Below are 16,492 nucleotides of genomic sequence, written 5' to 3' on the forward strand. Positions count from 1 at the left end.
ATGCTTTCCGATGATGCCAGAGTCACTTTACAAAAGATAACGCAGCGCGGCGGTGACCTGAAAAAGCCCTTGAAATATCGCGATTTCAGAACGATCACTATTGATATTGACGGTAGGAGGTCACTAGCACGGCGAGCGCTGGTAGCAGATCCCAAAGTTGCAACCGTGAAAATGGGCTGATCAATAAGACTCAGATTTCTGAGTTACATAGAAGTTCATTCTCGCATCCTGGCCTTTTCATTTAAGCGCTATGTACAACTGATTTCGGTAGTTCGGGCTCCAACCTGAGTGTGTGACCGCGCGATCTGACCGCTGCGCCCTGAATGAAATCGCCGAACGGACTGGAACTGAGCTGAACCGTCGGCCGAGTCGATCCGAGAAGTCGCCTCATTCATGGATTAGCGGTTTCTTGATCGTTCTTGGCCAGCCCTGACTTGTCTTAGAGATCGCATATTTATTTCGACAAGTGGGGAGAAATCCAAGGAGGATTTCCTATGCGTCTGCTAAAGTGCGCGCGCTGGTTTCTACCGGCGCTGATACTACTTCTTGTGCCTGCGGGGTCTTTTGCAGGTATATCGATCACAGTCACAGTCGCTCCCCCGATTTTGCCCGTGTACGAGCAGCCTCCGTGTCCTGAAGAGGGTTGGATGTGGTCGCCTGGCTACTGGGCCTACGGAGATGACGGCTACTACTGGGTTCCCGGTGAGTGGGTGCCCGCGCCCTATGTTGGAGCGCTCTGGACTCCGCCCTGGTGGGGCTGGGATAACGGACGCTATATGTTTCATGATGGCTATTGGGGCGATCGCGTCGGCTACTACGGCGGAATTGATTACGGCTACGGATACATGGGAGTCGGCTTTGTCGGTGGCGAGTGGCGTGGAAGAGAGTTCGCCTACAACACCGCAGTGATGCGCGTGAACACGACTGTCATTCACAACACCTATGTGAACCAGACTATCGTCCGCAGCAACACCATTCCGAATGAGAGGCACGTTGCCTACAATGGCGGCCCCAGCGGTATCCGTCACGATCCTTCGCCTGTAGAGAGAGCGGCGATGAGCAGCCGGCACACCGCCCCAACCCCGGTTCAGCAACAGCACATTCAAGCAGCAAGAGCCGATCACACTTCGTATGCCAAGGTAAACGGCGGTCATCCGCATACCCTGGCTATGGCAAGGCCGGCCGAGAGCGTTCGAAATACAGGTGTCACGTCTTCCGCTAGGCGCGAGACCGCAAGGCCCGAAGCCGCAAGGCCAACCGCAACCTCTCGGACTGCTCCGACGGAAAGGAATACTCGAACTGCCGAACCCCGCGGTGCAGCGACACGCACTGCTCCAGAAAACCGAACAGCGCCGACCACGCGAACAGAGCCGCGAACAAGCACCGCTCGAACTGAGTCGCGAACTGCTGTGACAAGAAGCGAGCCCAGGTCCGCGCCCGAAACCAGAACATCACCACCACGAACGGAATCACGGCCAAGCGAGTCGAGACCGGAATCTCGTCCCGCTCCAGCGGAGAGACCGCGAACAGAGCCGCACGCAACCTCCGCGCCGCGTGCCGAGTCGCGCCCAGCCCCAAGCCCCCGAGCAGAATCCAGACCAGAATCCCGGCCCGCTCCAGTTCCCCGAGCCGAATCGCGCCCTGCTGCTCCTCCACGGGCGGAATCCCGTCCGGCGCCCGAATCTCGTCCCGCCCAACGCGAGTCACGCCCGGCGCCCCAGCGTGAAGCGGCACCAGCTGCTCGCCCTGCGCCGCAACATGAATCCCGGCCCGCGCCGCCTCCTCGCCAGGAAAAGCCGAAGCCCGAAACCCGATAGACCTGCTCGTCAATACTCCCAGCCTCCTCCCGCGTCGGGTAAGCTGGGAGCATTCCGGCTCTTCTCCGATAAACTTGAAAAGGCACGGTTCCGGATGCTGAATGCCTCATGGAACTTCGAGGAGCAATGGAGCTGAAGAATCGGACGCTATTACGGCGCATTGGCCTGACTTTCACGTTATTTGTAGTTGCCGCGTCGCAAGGCGTTGCCGAAGATAAGGCCCACACCAATCCACTGAATCTTGATCCGCAAGTAGAGGAAGCCTATCGGTATTTCTACTTGCTGGATTACCCAACGGCCGTAACAAAGTTTGAGCGAATCCATAAGCAGCATCCGGCGGACCCGTACGCGACTGCCATGCTGCTCGATGCCGTCGTCTTTCAGGAGCTATACCGGCAGGACCTGCTGGATACCACTTTCTACGCAAATGATGGTTTTCTCACCGGCAAACACGCGACCGATGAAGATCCAAAAAAACGCGATGAAATCTTCGCACTCGCCGATGAAGCCGTGAAAGAGGCCGATGATCGCATTGGAAAGAATTCCAACGATGTTGACGCTCTTTTTGCACGCGGTTGGGTACGCAGTCTGAGGTGCACCTACGTTGCAATGGTAGAGCGTGGATTTTCTAGCGGCTTCCGGCTCGCAGGCAAAGCAAAAGATGATTGCGCGCACGTTCTGCAGATCGATCCCGAATACATCGACGCGAAGCTTGTAGTGGGTGTCTACAACTACGTGGTTGGCGCTCTGCCGCTGCCTTTCAAATTCTTGATTGGATTTGTGGGAATCACTGGATCAAAAACAAAGGGCATGGAGATGCTCCGGGACGATGCCAATCGTGGACCGGCCACAAGCGTTGAAGCTCGCACCGTGATTGCGCTGTTCCTGCGACGCGAAGGAAAGTACAAGGAAGCGATTGACGTGGTCCGCAATCTCAAAAAGCAATATCCCCGGAATTACCTGTTCTGCCTGGAGGAGGCAAATCTCCGCAAAGATGCAGGCGAAGGAATGGGGGCTGTGTACGCCTACGAGGAAATTGTTTCCGACAACGCGAAGCCCGATTACTTCTCCGAGGCCCGTCTCGAGCTTGCTTACTTTGGGTTGGGGGATGCCCTGCGAGGTCAGCGGCATTATGCTGAGGCGGCCGCCGCATACGAGAAAGCCGGAGGATCGAGAGGCGTCGGTCCCGAATTGAAGGTTCGAACGCTGTTGGCAGCCGGCGAATGCCACGATCTGCTCGGTGAGCGGCAATTGGCCTTGAAGGACTACCAGGCGGCAATTGCGGCAGGTCCCAACACCTCCCGGGCAGACACCGCCCGCAAGAGGATCAACTCCCCGTATCACGGCAATTAGGCAGAGGTTAGCAAGTCAGGCCCTCCTAAAGCAGCGGGTAGTCTCGGAACCGTCACGGACGGTTTTACGTAGTGATATCGTGGAATCAACATAGCGATTCCCGGAGGTTGGTCATGCCCTTCTACTGTCAACGTTGCGGGTCCTCTTTGCCGCCGAGCGCTCGCTTTTGCTCGAACTGCGGGAACGTGGTGACCGCTGCTCCTCCGCCCCCGGGCAGGCCGCTAGTAAGGCCGATTGCAGGCCGCCAAATTGCGGGTGTTTGCATCGGCGTGGCCCAGGCCAACGGATGGGATGTGACACTTGTGCGAATCCTTACCGTCGTAGGGTGCCTGTTTACGAGCGGGCTGGTGGGCGTGGCGTATCTGGCCGGTTGGATCGGAATTCCTGAGGAGTCGATCGCGATGCCCGTAGGTTTTCAGCCGGGTGGTCCGGGAACTTATCCACCAGGGAACTATCCGCCCACGACTCCGGGCGGCTATCCTCCCAGCGTATGAGCAAGACGTACGATTCAAACGGAACGCAATTGAGCTTTGAGGATTTTGGCGGGGGGCTGCCCGTCGTCTTCCTCCACCCCACACCACTTGACCATGCGTATTGGCTCCCGATGATCGGGGAACTGGGTGAACTGCGCGCCATTGTGCCGGATCTCCGCGGCCATGGAGCGTCCGAACTCGGAAACGCTTTGCCCGTCGGGGGTTTTCAACGCGTACCTGATGCGCCGGTTCTTAGTGTGGGACAATTGGCGACCGACGTCCTGGCCCTGATGGATCATCTTGCGTTGTCAGAAGCGGTCTTCGCAGGCTGCTCAATCGGCGGCTACGTATTGCTGGAGCTTTGGCGCAGAGCGCCGCTGCGCATGCGAGGCATGGCCCTCGTGTGCTCGAAACCGCAGCCGGATGCAGACGCAAATCTAGAAAAACGTGTAGAGACGATTGCAAAGATTCGCAGCGATGGGACCGCAGGCGTGTTTGACGGTAACGCGCAGACGCTGATTGGAGCCACTGCGCGAAGACAGCGTCCGGAGATCGTCTTTGAATTGCGTACGAGAATGACACTGACGCCTGAAGCAGTTGTAGCCGTGCAGGCAGGTTTAGCCACTCGACCGGATTCAGTGCCCGAGGTTCCGGGGATAGATGCGCCCATTCTGGCCATCTGTGGCGGCGAGGATCCGGGCATCTCGGAGGCGGAAATGCGCGTGTTTGAAGCTGCAGAAGGCGGATGCGAATTTCATCTGCTGGCAGATGCCGGACACTTTGCTGCTTACGAACAGCCGTCGAAACTGGCGGCACTCATGGCGCCGTGGCTCGCACAATTCGAGTTCTGATCCTTTCTTGCCATTCTGGACGAACCTTGCCACGACTCGAATTACGATAGCGTGCCGACCGATATGCGATAGGCTCAAAGCATCCCGTTCGATCATTGGAAGCCATTTTGAATTCAGATTTGAAAACTTCACTCCGCCCTTTTCATCATGATCGTGCAGGCGGCGCCCTGAGTTGTGATGGTGTCTCGCTCGGTACGCTCGCGAAGAAGTACGGCACGCCTTTGTACGTCTATTCAGCGAACCAGATTGCTGAGAGGCTCGATCTATTCCAACAAGCCTTTTCGGGACGCGATCATCTTGTTTGCTATGCAGTGAAAGCAAACTCGTCGCTGGCAATTCTGAAGCTGCTTGCAGAGCGCGGCGCTGGATTCGATATCGTTTCCGGAGGGGAACTGGAGAGAGTAATCGCAGCGGCGCCAGAGGCGGTCGGGCGCGTGGTTTTCTCGGGCGTGGGCAAGACTGCGACCGAGATCGATCGCGCGCTTGAAATGGAAATCCTTGAGTTCAATGTTGAGAGCGAATCGGAACTGGCGCTACTCGCAGAATGCGCTCGGATGATAAAGAAGAGAGCGCGGTTTGCATTGCGCGTGAATCCTGACGTGTTTGCTGAGACCCATCCTTACATCTCGACCGGATTGCGCGAACATAAATTTGGAATCGATATTCGCAGGGCTGCGGAGATCTATCGAAAGGCGGCGAAGAGCAGGTGGCTCGAGCCGCACGGAATCAGTGTTCATATCGGATCGCAGATTCGTTCGGCGCAGCCCTTTGGCGCTGCAATGGACCGCGTCGTTAAGCTGGTAACGCAACTTAAGCGCGAAGGCATTGCGCTGAAAGTAGTGGATGCTGGTGGTGGGCTCGGCATCGATTATCACGGCGGCGAAGATGGCGCTGATCCGGCAGCGAAGGTTCTGGAGTATGCGGCAGCGATAGAAAAAGCACTGGCTGGATCTGACGGTAAGTTGCTGATTGAGCCGGGGCGCTTTATCGTTGCGCAGGCCGGGGCCTTGGTGACGCGCGTGTTGAACGTGAAGAAGAATGGCAAAAAGACTTTTGTGATCACCGATGCGGCGATGAACGATCTGATCAGGCCAGCGCTCTACCAGGCTTATCACGAGATCGTGCCGGTCAAACCGCGCGCAGGTCGTGCACGGGCGGTCGATGTGGTGGGACCTGTCTGCGAGACGGGCGACTTTTTCGCGCGAGACAGGATGTTGAAACCGGTTGAAGCTGGTGACTTGGTGGCGCTGCTCGATGCCGGCGCTTACGGCATGGCGCAGAGTTCGAATTACAACACGCGCTTCAGGCCCGCCGAGGTTCTGGTGGAAGGAAAACAGCACCGCCTTATTCGGCGCCGCGAAGAGATGAAAGATCTGCTGGCAACGGAAATCATCTAGCAGACCTGGGCGGCAGTGACAATCCGCGAGTGTGACCAGAAGCACGCGTTGAAACTACTGCGCGCCTGAGCCCGTCCTGATAAGGTATCTCGCGGAGGAATTTCAAATGTTTTTTCGTACGCAGGCGTTGTGCGCCTTGGCTGTGACAGGGATTTTGATCGGAATGTCAGCCAGTGTGAATGCGGATCCATTGAAGGTAAAGACGGAGCAGGGAAAAGTCATCGGCAAGACGATCAACAACGGCAAGGTGCGAGCGTTCATGGGGCTGCCCTACGCTGCGCCGCCTGTCGGAGACTTGCGCTGGAAGGCGCCACAGCCTGCCGCTAAATGGAAGGGCGACCGGGATGCTACAAAGTACGGCGCTCACTGTGCGCAGGGACGCGTATTCGACGACATGGTGTTTCAGGATGCGGGGCCGAGCGAAGACTGCCTGTTTCTGAATGTCTATACACCTGCTGATACGAAGGACAAGAGCAAGTTGCCGGTCATGTTCTGGATTCATGGCGGCGGTTACTCGGGCGGCGGAAGTTCGGAGCCGCGGCACAATGGAGACTTTCTGCCTACGAAGGGCGTAGTGCTGGTCACCATCAATTATCGCCTCGGCGTGTTCGGTTTTCTCGTCACCGATGAACTGGCGAAAGAGAACAACGGCGTCGCGGGCAATTACGGCTTGATGGACATGGTGGCGGCGCTGCAATGGGTGAAGAGCAACATCGGCGCGTTCGGCGGTGATCCAAACAACGTGACGATCTTCGGCGAGAGCGCCGGATCGTTTGCAGTGAGCACGTTGATGGCTTCACCGATGGCGCAGGGCTTATTCGCCAAAGCGATCGGCGAGAGCGGCGCTGCATTTCCAAGCGCACTGAATCTCGGCGGGCAGACGGTTACTGAGCGTGCGCCGATTGACGGCAAGTGGGTCGCGACGCTGAACGTGAAGAATCTTGCGGAATTGCGCGCCATGCCGACAGACAAGGTGCTGGAGGCCGCGAAAACGAAGGGTCAAACAGGTTTCGCGCCGGTTATCGATGGAAAGTTTTTGACCGAGCCTGTTCCTGACACCTACGCAGCGGGCAAGCAAGCGCATGTGCCGCTGCTGGCTGGATGGAACGCCGATGAAGGCAGCTTCATGGCCATGCGGGGCATGACAGCGCCGCAGTGGAAGGAGTTCGCTGCAAAGCAGTTTGCAGACCGTGCCGATGCGTTTGTGAAGCTGTATCCCGGCGAGACCGATGCGCAGGCATTGCGGTCGGCGGTCGATTTCGGCAGCGACCAGTTCATCGCCTTCGGCACATGGAAGTGGCTCGAGGCGCATCGCAAAACCGGCAACGCTCCCGTGTACCGTTATCACTTCGAACTCGCGGCTCTGCCGAGCAAGTATCATCCCGGCACGTTCGCATTCCATTCCGACGACATCGAGTACGTATTCGGGACGCTGGATACGCGGCCCGGTGAAACCATCCGGCCCGAAGATCGCGAGCTAAGCGAGGCGATGCAGACTTACTGGACCAACTTCGCGAAGAATGGCGATCCCAACGGAGCAGGAGTTCCGAACTGGCCGAAGTACGACACCACCGACAATGCGATCATCCACCTGAACAGCCCCATCACGTCGGGACCGGACCCGACGCGCGAACGGGACTTGTTCCTTCTGCAGGGGATTCCGTCGATGCGTTTCTGAAGACGGTGTCCGCTTTTCCTGCAATCCCGCTCTCAACAGGGCGGGATTGCCTTCCTAGAATCGGATTTTGCCGAACGGTCAAATTCTTTCGACCCCGGCGCACCCTCCTTTGCAGCGGTACCCCTCCCCCCATACCCTGGCAGATAAATTCCTCTGTTTCATGGGGTTACGGCGATTCTGGTACCCTAAATTCCTCACCCTATTTAAGTTAGCCGCAGAACCGTCTCAGGAAAGGACTTAGAGATCGCCGGGAATCACTACGGCTCTCGCAGAGAAACGCAAATGCTCATGGTTTTCTCTCTCAATGGAGAGATCGATGCAAGTCCATTGTGCGATAGACCGTGGAAATTGCCTGCAAATCAGGCTGGAGAATCTTGCATTTTGAATCAATCACTTGAAGCAGGGCGAATGAATAGTTGGTTGACATCATCGCAACCTATGGGGCGAATTCGGGAAATGGGCAGATGGAGATTTGGCTGCAGTCGTCGACCATCATACAAGTCTTTAGATGATTACAGCCGAGTAGGCCACTATCCAGGCGCAACCACATTAGCGGCTCATCGGGTGTTTCCGAGGATTGATTTAGTCTTATGCAATGAAAGCGGCTCACATCATCGACGAACTAAAGACCTTTTACAAAGAAGGCGTCGAATACCGCTCCCTTGAGCGACACCTTACAGAAGAAGATGTTGAGCGATGGCGCAATGCTTGCGGCTGCTCTCGATCTCAGCTCTTTGACGAGATCGCTAAGGGCCTGGCGCTCGGGTACAACGCTTCGGAGCTATTGTTCGACTTTTGCGACATGGTGGTGAATGACCTCGCCAGTCCCGTTACCAACACTAGTGGGCCCAAGCCTCAAATCTTTTGGGAGGTCTATTCGGCGTTCGATGCGGGTGAGTACTACCACGGCGACAATCGAGATGAAGACCCCGTGGAGGTATATACCCGCCCGATGATTGCTCGGGTCGTCGAGCTTCTCGCGACAGGTCCAGTCAATCAGCCAGCAGCTTTGGACCAGTAACGTTGGATTCTTTCTCAAACGTTTTCCGACGCCGCCGCGTAGCTCCAGTTCGATCCACCAACATCACAAGCCATCCTGTTTTCGTACTAACTCCGAATTAGTATTCGGTAGTCAATGCTTTCGGGCTCGATCCGTAACGATTGGATCCCGGGAAGCTGTCGAACATCGCAAAGACATAAACAGCGAATCCGAGAACCGGAACCGCGAGAAGAATCGTCCACGCGGCACTCTTGCCAGTGTCATGCAGTCTCCTGACAAGGCAGGCATACGAGGGAACGAAGGATGCGCATATAAAAACCGCAAACAGAATTTGGCTCGCAAGCAATGCCCGTTCGGTGAGTGGCGTATCGGTTCCGTGAGAAACTACGGCGGCGATAATGGTGATCCCAAGCGCGAAGAAGAGCAGCACCAACATAAGGAGGATGTTTGCGAGTTGGAACATCCAGTATTCCTTGCGGCTCGACCTGCCCTCAAAGTCCATGGCACGTTTCCACGCGAGAAAAAATGAACTCAATGGAATTCTCCAGCATCGGGTCTAAACGGCGAAGCCTGGCTAAGCCAAGGCTAGCCAACCGTCACAGCCAAGTTCCCACAGCAAAGAATGTTCCTGCAAAGCATTTAATGAGGTGTTACGAATCCGAGGAGTGTGTCTCGGCGCTCCGAGGTAACCTCGAAATCGTAAAACGAGGTTATCTCCGGATTGTCCGCACCACAGCCAGAGTCGCTTGCGGGCAAACCCTCCAGGCGTCTGGACGCACCCGAAAGCATTAGCATGTAGCCATGAATCCACGAGGTGGGCGGCTTCTGGTTCTTCTCGGAATGGCAATTAGTTGCTTAGCCGTCGCATCGTATTCGGAGCAGGCACCTTCGATCCGGCGAGCCAGCTTCACCAGCCCTGACGGCCTCTTTCGATTCTTCTACCCGTCAGATTTCGAAGTGTGCACACCAGGCCGAATTGAGCCATGCATTCATTCGTATATCCCGGCATGCGATCAAGACGCGATCGTTTGCGTTGTGTACCCGGCGAAGCAATTCAAGGAAACGAGCTTTGGAGCCGCTGCGTTCGAGGTGCGTGAACTTAGGACTGATCGCGAGACGATGACGGCCGATGTGTGCGTGACCCCTTATCCGTCAAAGAGTTCAGCGGGCGTCTCGGAGTGGCCGGAGTATTTGATTTCCGCTCGGCAGCCTGCGAAGGTGATCGGAGGAGTTCTGTTTGTACACGGCATTAAAGTCGAGGGCGCGATGAGCCATTCGAGTTCCGTGGACCTGTATCGCACATTCCATGGCGGGAGATGCTTCGAGTTGAGCGTCAGCCAGTCAGGCACTGATCCGCATGCTTTCGATCCTCCGAAGCAGGGGCTGACTGCTCAACAGCAGAAGAAGGTGGACGGGAGTATGAATCAGATTGTTCAAAGCTTCCGGTTCATCAAATAGCGCTTCGAGGTTGATGAACATAATGATCCAGAGTCGGCTTGCCGGGCTGCCTAGGCGAAGAATCGTCAAAGGTCCGAGTTGCCCACCATCCGCTCGGAACAACTGGTCATCTGCAGGTGTCTAAAGAAATAAAGCACTCGGAGGCTCTAAATTGCAAGAAGAGCAAGCCGTCAATTTTCAACCAATGTACGGGGAGCACCAGCCGTGGTTTGCCAGGCTGTTTGCGTTGTACCTGCTCATCGTTATCATCGTTTTGCTTCAACGTGGCGTGCGGTTCATATGGGTTCTGCTAAAGCTACGAAAGCGCAGCGAGCAGAGTGAATCTGCCTTCAGCGAATTGTCATCCAGAATAGCCTCATCTAAGCAACTGGCTGGGTTAACCGTTCTCGTGTCGATCTTGAATCTCTCGTGGTGGATCGCTGACATCTTGCTCGGATTGGAGACTGCCAAGGCACCACCAAACCTTGGTTACATTCTCCCTGAGATTGGATATGTGCTCACCGCTTTTAATCTTGGAATCATCGTCTCTGTAGCAGCATTAGGCGGCTCAATGTGGGCGCAATTTGCCTTGAATCGCCGACGGAATGCGTTCCTCAATCAGAAGTGATTTGTTCGTTTCCTGGCGAGTCACAGGCTACTCGGAAACAACCAACTAATTAACACTTCAACGAGGAAAGCTCCGCCAAATAGAAAGGCCGCGTGTCGGAGATCCGATCGCGGCCTTTCGAATTTACTTGATTGGATATAGCTAGCGGTTGACGCCGGAGGCAGCTGCGAATCCTGAGGCCTGGGCGGCGGGGATATCGGTCGCGGCTTTGGGAGGTGCAAAGGATGATCCGGAGGCGTTGATGGCGTCGGAGTAGTCGGGACCGAGGCCCAGCATTTTGATGGCGCGCGAGTCGGGCATGAGCTTGGTTTGCCAGCCTTGGTCAGACTGGAATTTTTGCATGGCGGCTACGGTGGTGGAATCCCACTGGCCGGTGGCTTCGCCGGTCATATAGTGCTGCCGGATAAGCGCCTGCTGAATCTCGGTAACGCGGGCGGAGTCGATCGCCTGCTGGCCGTGCAACTTCTTGTGGCGCGACTTTGCGCTTGTCCTGCTGGGCTTGGAGATATGGTGCGTGGTGCCACGGGCGTGCACAGTTGACGTTTTCTTGTGCGTCGGAGTCGCGAACGCCGTTACCGCGAGAACAGAAGCGGAAAGCAGAAACGCCAGACTTGCTCGAAATGAAAGCATGCTGGATACCTCATGGATTGAGTTTCCCGGACGCAGGAGCCGATTCTACTTGAGCGTCCACCGAGTGTGCCAAAAAAAAGTCTCTGGAACCAGGGAATTGGAGCAATTACAAAAACGAAAGTTCGATCCAGAAACTAAAGTCCAATGTTTACGTTGCACTTACGGCTATTGCCTGGTCTGTGATGCCCGTCCCTTTTGTTAGACGCCGGGGAAGTGTCTGGTGAGACACCGCCCCGGCGTGGAGATTTCTTACAAAGTGCCGCCGACGTAGTTGAGGCCGTTCTCGGGATGGCGGGGATCCATAACTTCGAATACCACGTCATCGCCGGTCTTCAACCCCTTGACCACGGCATCGAACTGATCCTTGGTCCCGGTTGCGTGCTTGTTGATGCGGATAATGACCAGGCCCGGCTCCAGACCCTGCAGGTCGGCGAACGATCCGGTGCGAACGGACTGAATTACCACGCCTGATGTGTGAAGCTTGGAGGCGGTCTGATCGGTGATTTGGCGGACCACGAGGCCCAGCTTTTCACCAGCTTCGGAAGGATTGTCGGGAGCGTTTTGCGGCTGCTGGCCGGTCATCTCCGCGAACACCTTGTCCCGATCACCGACCGTGACGGTGGCGTCGCCGGGTTTACCATCGCGCATGTAGCCCAGACGAATGCTCGATCCCGGACGGCGGCTGGCGATATCACTCACGAGATCGTCGCCATCCTTGATGTTGCGGCCGTCAATGGTGACGATAATGTCGCCTGGCTTGATGCCGCCCTTATCCGCCGGCCCACCGGGCTGTACCTGCTGAACCAGAACGCCGTTCTTGAATCCGTAGACACGATTTACAGCGCCAGAGAGACCTGAGCGGAAGGAGATTCCAATGGACCCGCGCGTAACCTTGTGGCTGGGGCTGATGAGGTCGTTATAGACGGCGACCACCGTGTTCGCGGGCATTGCGAATCCGATGCCCTGGTAGCCGGCCGATTGCGTGTAGATGGCGGTGTTTACACCGATCACTTCGCCATTCATGTTTAACAGCGGACCGCCGGAGTTGCCGGGATTGATGGCCGCGTCGGTTTGAATGAAGTGCTGGAACTGTCCGGCAACGCCGGGTTCAATGGTGCGGTTCTTGGCGGAGACGATTCCGGCAGTGACCGTTTGAGCCAGCGCGAAGGGACTGCCGATAGCTTCAACCCAGTCACCTACCTGTGCCTGATCGGAGTTGCCCATCTTCACAGTGGGTAATGCAGAGTTTGTATCAATCTTGATGACGGCAAGGTCTGTGGCTTTGTCGGTCCCGATTACGCGGGCTGGGCGCCCGAGGTCCTGCGAATCTGGATCTGTGGAGAGCTTGACGTAGATCTTGTCAGCTTTTTCGATCACGTGATTGTTGGTGATGATGTAGCCCTTGGGATCAACGATGAATCCGGATCCCAGAGATTCGCGCACCTGTCCGTCGTCTCCGCCGTCACCCTGGTCGGGCATCTGACCGCCGAAGAAACGGTTGAAAAAGTCCTGGAAGTTGTTCTGTCCCTGACCTTGGCCGGGGCCCTGGTCGGGGTTCTGATCGTCGTCATTATCGCCAGGAGTTTGCGGATTGGGCTGCACACGGCTGTGGGGGTTCAGGCGCCGGCCCTTGTTCTCGACAGCTTTGGGGAGGGTCTGGGTGTTGATGTTCACCACGGCTGGACCAACTGCTTTCGCAATTTTGACGAACGCATTGGGTTCGGTCGTAGAACTCTGGACCTTGAGGGGGGTTGCATCAGCGCTGTCGCTCGTTCTTTCCTGGCCGCGCACTCCGTGAGCCGCGAAGGAGCCGCCAACGATTGCGGCAGAGACGGTGGCGAGCAAAATGAATGTGGATGAGAGACGATGCGAGCGCAGTCGTACCAGGAGCGATTTCATTCGATCTAAGACCTCTTAACTTGTTCAGCCAACTTCGGCTCTAGAAAATTCAAAGCGCCAATCTTAAGTATAGCCACTCTGGCGGGTTGCCAGTAGCGGCCGCGGGGGAGGTGCCTGAAGCGTCGGATGCCCGATTCGACGGCCGGGATACCCCAGTCTGGCTATCCAAAAACTGCTGCTGATGTATAGACGTAGCGGAGGCGGAAGAGTGTTGCATGGGGCGTGCTAACATCCGGCATGGATTCCCCTCTGAAGTGGTGCAGATTCATGGTGATTGCGGCTGCGGTGTCGGCGGCCGGGGTGGCGGTGTGCTCGGGGCAGGCACAGGCTGTGCAAAGCGCTCAGGGCCCGGATCCGGCGGGGCAGCAGCCCACAATGCTGGACCGGCTGAACCAAATGCTGTCTGGCGGCAAGAGCGCCTGGACCGATGAGCAGTTGGCCACCATGGAGCGGCTGCGCGCGGCGGCAATGAAAAGCGACTACGCCTACAAGGAACTCCAGCATCTGACAGACAACATCGGGCCGCGGCTGAGCGGATCTCCGCAGGCGCAGAAGGCGGTGGACTACGTTGCGGGCGAAATGCGATCGCTTGGTGCCGAGGTAACGCTCGAAAAAGCAGCAGTGCCTCACTGGGTTCGCGGCATGGAGACGGCCGAGTTGACGGCGTGGCCGGGCCAGGCCCCGGGGACGACCCAGAAGATCGTACTGACGGCGCTGGGCGGTAGCACCGCGACTCCGCCTGAGGGGATTACGACCGAGGTTGTAGTGGTGGACGACTGGAAGCAGTTGAACGCGCTGCCTGCGGGTTCGGTGAAAGGCAAAATTCTACTGTTCAATCATGCATTCGACAAGGAGCTTGCAGCCACGGGCCATGGACTGGAAGCGTACGGAAACGGCGTGGTATATCGCGCGGCGGGACCGATTGCGGGAGCGGCGGTGGGCGCGGTCGCAGTGTTGGTGCGGAGCGTGGGCGGAGCGGATTTCCGGCTACCGCATACAGGGCTGACTGAGTATCCGCATGCCGGAACGAAGATTCCAGCGGCAGCGGTGGCTGCCGAAGATGCAGAGATCCTGAAGGTGCTGGCGAGCCAGGGACCGGTGACGATGCACCTGACGCTGACTCCACAGACTCTGCCCGATGCGCAAAGCTACAACGTGATTGCGGACTGGAAGGGAACTGAGCATCCAGAGCAGGTGGTGGTGGTTTCAGGGCATCTGGACTCCTGGGATCTGGGCACAGGCGCGATTGATGATGGCGCCGGCGTTGTCGTATCCATGCAGGCAATCCAGTTAATGAAAGAACTGGGGATTCATCCACGGCGCACTGTGCGGGTGATTGCGTGGATGAGTGAGGAAGAAGGCTCAGAGGGCGCAGCAGCATACATGGCCGAGCATGCGGCTGATATGGGAAATCACGTTGGCGCGATCGAGAGCGACCTCGGCGCCGATCATCCGACTGGAATTTACTACGCTGGAAAACCGCAACTCGGCCAATGGCTGCGGCCTGTAGCACAGGTGCTGGATGCTGATGGCGCGGGTTCGCTGGTGAGCGCGCCAGAGACGGGCGAAGATATCGCGGGGATGACGGAGAAAGGCGTGCCGAGTTTTGCGCCCGTGCAGGACAGCCGTTTCTATTTCAACTATCACCACACGGCGGCGGACACCTTCGACAAGATTGATAAGAAGCACCTGAATGAAAATGCAGCGGTGATGGCAGTGCTTGCCTATGCCCTGGCGGATTCGGCGGAGCCAGCGACGCGATAGTGGCGTAAATATTAGAAATGCAGAAAGCAGATTCTTCGCTCACCACCCCCTAACTGAACTACGTTCGGGGGCCCGTTCGCTCAGAATGACACCGCGATCTTGTTGTGACTTCAGTTGTTCTGATTTCAGGGTCCGGGTACGAGAATCCTGCGGGCGACTTTGATGATGGCTGTGGCGCTTCGCTTAACGTCGTCGTCTGTTGTGGCCCAGCTGGAGACGCTGATACGCATGGCGGTGTGGCCCTGCCACTCGGTGCCGCCGCACCAGCATGTGCCGTCGTCTTGGATTGCTTTGATGATCGCGCGGGACTGTTCCGCAGTCCCGAATGACACAAGGACCTGGTTGAGCACGACATCGTTGAGGATGGAAAAGCCAGCGTCCGCGAGGAGCTGCGCGAAGAGACGCGCCTGTCGGCAATTGCGCTCTACGAGTTCGCACAGTCCATCACGACCGAGTGAGCGCATGGCCGCCCACAACTCAATTGCCCGTGCACGGCGCGATGATTCCGGTACGTAGTGCCAAGGTTCGCGCTTGTCGCTGGACGCAAGGTACGCCGCGCTGATCGACATGGCGGCTTGAAGATGTTTAGGATCGCGCACAACGGCGAGGCCCGAGTCATAGGGAACGTTGAGCCACTTGTGACAGTCGATCGCCAATGAGTCCGCAGCATTGAAACCGGCAAGAAGCGGTGCGTATTGCGGAGACAATCCTGCCCACAAGCCAAATGCTCCGTCAACGTGGATCCATGCATTGGCTTCGCGGGCGCGAGGGCAAATCTGCTGGGCGGGATCAAATGCCCCGGTGTTGACGTTGCCCGCCTGAAGACAAAGCAGGGTGCGGTTGTGGAGAGGAGGAAGGGCATTCGGTCGCATTCGTCCCTGGCTGTCCACGGGAACGCGCGTGACACGAGAACGGCCGAGACCGAGAAGCGAAAGGGCCTTGAGCAGCGAGACGTGAACTTCATCGCCGACCACGACATCGATTGGTGGCGCGCCAAAGAGGCCATCTTCTTCAACGTTCCATCCGGCGCGAGAAAGCAGGGCAGTGCGCGCTGCGGCGAGCCCGGTGAAATTGGCCATGGTCGTTCCGGTGACGAATCCGGCGCCGGAGCCTTCGGGTAATTCGAGCAGATCGATCGTCCACTGAAGCACGATCTCTTCCAGCCGGGCGCCCACCGGAGACATGATCTGCATGGCACCGTTCTGATCCCATGCGCCGGCAAGCCAGTTCGCTGCGAGAGCGGCAGGTAGCGTACCCCCTATAACAAAGCCGAAATAGCGTGGGCCGGCAGTCGCGACGGTTGCGGGCGATCCTATGTCGTCGAGGAGAGCGAGAATTTGTGCTGGGTCTGTGGGCGCATCAGGCAGCCGGCCGCCAAGCTGGTCGAGCGCGGCGATAGACGCGGAAGGCGGACCGACGGAACGCTCAGGAAGTGAAGAGAGATAGCTAGCGGCGCGTTTGGCGGTTTCAGCGAGCAATTTTTCCATAGGTAAATCCATCGTGCGTGGGCAAATCATACAGCCGCAAATTCAGGTGATTCATGGCAGGCACGTTGAGGCTTGGAC

14 protein-coding genes are annotated in these 16,492 nt (G+C 57.2%); 10 read left to right on the plus strand and 4 right to left on the minus strand.

Features of this window, described 5'->3' with window-relative positions:
* Nucleotides 1-494 precede the first annotated feature (494 nt).
* The 7 genes from P8935_RS15340 to P8935_RS15370 all read left to right on the plus strand — a co-directional run bounded on the left by P8935_RS15340 (nt 495) and on the right by P8935_RS15370 (nt 8,590).
* Entirely contained in the window at nt 495-1,817 is a 1,323-nt protein-coding gene (locus tag P8935_RS15340) for a hypothetical protein (protein ID WP_348261171.1), read from the plus strand.
* Nucleotides 1,818-1,943: 126 nt separating this feature from the next.
* A complete protein-coding gene (locus P8935_RS15345; RefSeq protein WP_348261172.1) occupies nt 1,944-3,170 on the plus strand; it encodes a hypothetical protein in 1,227 nt (408 codons plus the stop codon).
* A 113-nt stretch (nt 3,171-3,283) separates the two neighbouring features.
* Nucleotides 3,284-3,664 (plus strand): PspC domain-containing protein, encoded by a 381-nt coding sequence (locus P8935_RS15350; RefSeq protein WP_348261173.1) that lies wholly within the window; start codon nt 3,284-3,286, stop codon nt 3,662-3,664.
* Nucleotides 3,661-4,494 (plus strand): alpha/beta fold hydrolase, encoded by an 834-nt coding sequence (locus tag P8935_RS15355; protein WP_348261174.1) that lies wholly within the window; start codon nt 3,661-3,663, stop codon nt 4,492-4,494. Before P8935_RS15350 ends, P8935_RS15355 begins: the two co-directional genes overlap by 4 nt.
* Before the next feature lie 167 nt (nt 4,495-4,661).
* Nucleotides 4,662-5,891 carry a diaminopimelate decarboxylase gene (gene lysA / locus P8935_RS15360; protein WP_348265343.1) on the plus strand — a complete coding sequence of 410 codons (1,230 nt, stop codon included), beginning with the start codon at nt 4,662-4,664 and terminating at the stop codon, nt 5,889-5,891.
* Nucleotides 5,892-5,997: 106 nt separating this feature from the next.
* Nucleotides 5,998-7,569, plus strand: coding sequence for a carboxylesterase family protein (locus tag P8935_RS15365; protein ID WP_348261175.1), 1,572 nt, complete (start codon nt 5,998-6,000; stop codon nt 7,567-7,569).
* A 595-nt stretch (nt 7,570-8,164) separates the two neighbouring features.
* Nucleotides 8,165-8,590, plus strand: a complete 426-nt coding sequence (locus tag P8935_RS15370; protein WP_348261176.1) for a hypothetical protein — start codon at nt 8,165-8,167, stop codon at nt 8,588-8,590.
* 97 nt (nt 8,591-8,687) lie between these two features.
* On the opposite strand, the gene P8935_RS15375 is transcribed toward P8935_RS15370, so the two are convergent.
* Nucleotides 8,688-9,104, minus strand: coding sequence for a DUF805 domain-containing protein (locus P8935_RS15375; RefSeq protein WP_348261177.1), 417 nt, complete (start codon nt 9,102-9,104; stop codon nt 8,688-8,690).
* A 266-nt stretch (nt 9,105-9,370) separates the two neighbouring features.
* Here P8935_RS15375 and P8935_RS15380 point away from each other — a divergent pair, with 266 nt between their 5' ends.
* Nucleotides 9,371-10,027, plus strand: a complete 657-nt coding sequence (locus tag P8935_RS15380; protein WP_348261178.1) for a hypothetical protein — start codon at nt 9,371-9,373, stop codon at nt 10,025-10,027.
* A 151-nt stretch (nt 10,028-10,178) separates the two neighbouring features.
* Nucleotides 10,179-10,634, plus strand: a complete 456-nt coding sequence (locus P8935_RS15385) for a hypothetical protein (RefSeq protein ID WP_348261179.1) — start codon at nt 10,179-10,181, stop codon at nt 10,632-10,634.
* A 141-nt stretch (nt 10,635-10,775) separates the two neighbouring features.
* Here the strand turns inward: P8935_RS15385 and P8935_RS15390 are convergent, their stop codons facing one another.
* Entirely contained in the window at nt 10,776-11,264 is a 489-nt protein-coding gene (locus P8935_RS15390; RefSeq protein WP_348261180.1) for a peptidoglycan-binding domain-containing protein, read from the minus strand.
* A 249-nt stretch (nt 11,265-11,513) separates the two neighbouring features.
* Nucleotides 11,514-13,163: a trypsin-like peptidase domain-containing protein gene (locus P8935_RS15395; RefSeq protein ID WP_348261181.1), complete on the minus strand. Its 1,650-nt coding sequence runs from the start codon at nt 13,161-13,163 to the stop codon at nt 11,514-11,516.
* A 237-nt stretch (nt 13,164-13,400) separates the two neighbouring features.
* On the opposite strand from P8935_RS15395, the gene P8935_RS15400 reads away from it, so the two are divergent.
* A complete protein-coding gene (locus P8935_RS15400) occupies nt 13,401-14,927 on the plus strand; it encodes a M20/M25/M40 family metallo-hydrolase (protein WP_348261182.1) in 1,527 nt (508 codons plus the stop codon).
* 125 nt (nt 14,928-15,052) lie between these two features.
* Here the strand turns inward: P8935_RS15400 and P8935_RS15405 are convergent, their stop codons facing one another.
* Nucleotides 15,053-16,414 (minus strand): pyridoxal-dependent decarboxylase, encoded by a 1,362-nt coding sequence (locus tag P8935_RS15405; RefSeq protein WP_348261183.1) that lies wholly within the window; start codon nt 16,412-16,414, stop codon nt 15,053-15,055.
* Nucleotides 16,415-16,492: the final 78 nt, after the last annotated feature.

It is taken from the genome of Telmatobacter sp. DSM 110680 (assembly GCF_039994875.1).
GTDB lineage: Bacteria > Acidobacteriota > Terriglobia > Terriglobales > Acidobacteriaceae > Telmatobacter.

Excerpts from the sequence above, each read along its gene's own strand:
- P8935_RS15370 (WP_348261176.1), top strand. The coding sequence starts at position 8,165 with ATGAAAGCGGCTCACATCATCGACGAACTAAAGACCTTTTACAAAGAA.
- P8935_RS15400 (WP_348261182.1), top strand. The coding sequence starts at position 13,401 with ATGGATTCCCCTCTGAAGTGGTGCAGATTCATGGTGATTGCGGCTGCG.
- P8935_RS15395 (WP_348261181.1), bottom strand. The coding sequence starts at position 13,163 with ATGAAATCGCTCCTGGTACGACTGCGCTCGCATCGTCTCTCATCCACA.
- P8935_RS15345 (WP_348261172.1), top strand. The coding sequence starts at position 1,944 with ATGGAGCTGAAGAATCGGACGCTATTACGGCGCATTGGCCTGACTTTC.
- P8935_RS15390 (WP_348261180.1), bottom strand. The coding sequence starts at position 11,264 with ATGCTTTCATTTCGAGCAAGTCTGGCGTTTCTGCTTTCCGCTTCTGTT.
- P8935_RS15405 (WP_348261183.1), bottom strand. The coding sequence starts at position 16,414 with ATGGAAAAATTGCTCGCTGAAACCGCCAAACGCGCCGCTAGCTATCTC.
- P8935_RS15355 (WP_348261174.1), top strand. The coding sequence starts at position 3,661 with ATGAGCAAGACGTACGATTCAAACGGAACGCAATTGAGCTTTGAGGAT.
- P8935_RS15365 (WP_348261175.1), top strand. The coding sequence starts at position 5,998 with ATGTTTTTTCGTACGCAGGCGTTGTGCGCCTTGGCTGTGACAGGGATT.
- P8935_RS15380 (WP_348261178.1), top strand. The coding sequence starts at position 9,371 with ATGAATCCACGAGGTGGGCGGCTTCTGGTTCTTCTCGGAATGGCAATT.
- P8935_RS15350 (WP_348261173.1), top strand. The coding sequence starts at position 3,284 with ATGCCCTTCTACTGTCAACGTTGCGGGTCCTCTTTGCCGCCGAGCGCT.
- P8935_RS15340 (WP_348261171.1), top strand. The coding sequence starts at position 495 with ATGCGTCTGCTAAAGTGCGCGCGCTGGTTTCTACCGGCGCTGATACTA.